1 protein-coding gene is annotated in these 1975 nt (G+C 34.3%); it reads right to left on the minus strand.

Annotation, left to right across the window (positions count from 1 at the left end; all coding sequences use genetic code 11):
- Positions 1–252 precede the first annotated feature (252 nt).
- On the minus strand, positions 253–1803 hold the full coding sequence (locus CLORY_RS22715; RefSeq protein WP_139376134.1) for an amidohydrolase: 1551 nt from the start codon (positions 1801–1803) through the stop codon (positions 253–255).
- Positions 1804–1975: the final 172 nt, after the last annotated feature.

The raw sequence follows: 1975 nt of genomic DNA on the forward strand, positions 1-1975 counted from the left end.
TTGAGCCTATGAACATTTATGTTTCTCCTTTGTTGTGTTTTGCGCAACTTAATTATAACAAAAGAGTGCATAAATGTTTTTGTTTTTTGTATTGTAAATTATTGGATGTAAAAACGCTCATTTATAGCAAGAAAAATAATTTGGAAGAAGTAGTATAGAAAATAATATTTTGTAAATGCATAGAGTCGGCATAAGGTAGGAAATGGTTGGAGGAGGCATTTTTAGCCGACGGAAATCACTTCCTACCATTTTTTATAGTGTATTAAACACAATTTTTCCATCTACTATTGTAAGGCATACCTTTATTTTTCGTATATTTCGTATATCGGTACAGAAAACATCGCCATCTAGTACTGCTATATCTGCAAGTTTGCCAGCTTCAAGAGTACCTAAGATATTCTCATGGTAAAGGTTATATTGTCCACCCTTGCTCCAAGCAGTTAGAATTTCTGAAATAGTAAGAGTGTTTTTCTTATTAAAAGCCTCTCCGCCTTCTGGAAAGAATCCACCACAGGCATGATATATTGACTCTGGAATATCTGGAAACATAAGAGGCAAATCTGTTCCGCAAGATAATATAACACCGCTGTCGGCCATCTTCCGGCGATTCCAATAATATTTTCCTCTATCCATACCTATTTTTTCTTTGATCATTGCTATTTTTTCTTTTGACGTAGTTATAGACATAATTTGCGGATATATTTCAGCTATAACTCCTAGCTTACCCATTCTTTCCAGATCTACTGGGTCGGAAAATTCTATATCTGTAATAGAATGACGGTTTACAAGGCGGCCATCTTTTCTGTTACATTTTTCATATATATCAAGGACTTTGCTAATAGCAGCATCACCTTGGGCATGAAGAGAAAAACGAAAGTTTTCTTTATCGGCTTCAAGAGTTTCTTTTTCAATCATATCATAATCTATCTGCTGAGCACAGAGGAGTTCAGGAGCGCAGTTATAAGGCTTTTTTAAATCTCCGCATAGACAGGAAATAGAACCGTCAGTCATCCTATTAAACCCGCTGAATTCAACAAATGTACCTTTAAAACGTTCTTTCATCTTTTTGCCGTAAGCTATGTTAGCACCATAACCTACTGGCTGGGACATAAATGATACTCTTAAAGTAAGCTCTTTGTTTTTTTCAAGCTTCTCAAGGGTATCTGTAAAACTATAAAAATCATCAAATCCCATTTCCTTTACGGCAGTTATTCCGCGGCTGTTAAGCATAGACATATAGCTCTTAAACTGATTTTCAATGAAGTGTTCATCTGTCAAGACCTCCTCAAGCAAACGCCAGTATGCTTCTGGGTAACAGGTGTCTGGTGTAAAATGATATGTATCAACTGCAGTAGCATTCATCCAACATGTCTCTCCTCCTTTAGCGAATAGAATAACAGGTCTTTTACTGAATTCGAGATTCAATGAAGAATTATCTTTTACATCTATTACCTCACTGTTCCATCCATGTCCTAATATTGGTTTATTAGCAGGCAGTTTATTTGCGTAGTTTTTGGTTAATGCTAATATTTCTTCTGGAGATTTGGCAGAGGATAAATCTGCACCTGCAAAGCCTAAAACATAACCAGTAAAAAAACAATGAACATCTACAAAACCAGGGCAAACAACTTTGTCACCAAGTTCAATTATTTTTGTGTCAGTACCTTCGTAGATATGGGCATTTTCAGGTTTTCCTACCGCAATAATTTTTTCTCCGGATATTGCAACAAAACCGCTTATAACAGTATCAGAGGAAGCTGTAAAAATATTAGAGGACTTTAAAATAATATCTGCTTTACTCATAATTCATTCTCCTATCTTATGATAACGTTATCGAGAAAAGTCAACATTAAATATGCAGTATAAATATATATTCTCTTTTGAGTTTATTATATATCAGATATGTCTATTTGTATACAAGAAGTAAAAATAATTATACCAATTCGATAAATAAATAATCAGTATATCATAATAG

The organism is Clostridium oryzae, from assembly GCF_002029235.1.
In the GTDB taxonomy this organism is placed as follows: Bacteria; Bacillota; Clostridia; order Clostridiales; family Clostridiaceae; genus Clostridium_AE; species Clostridium_AE oryzae.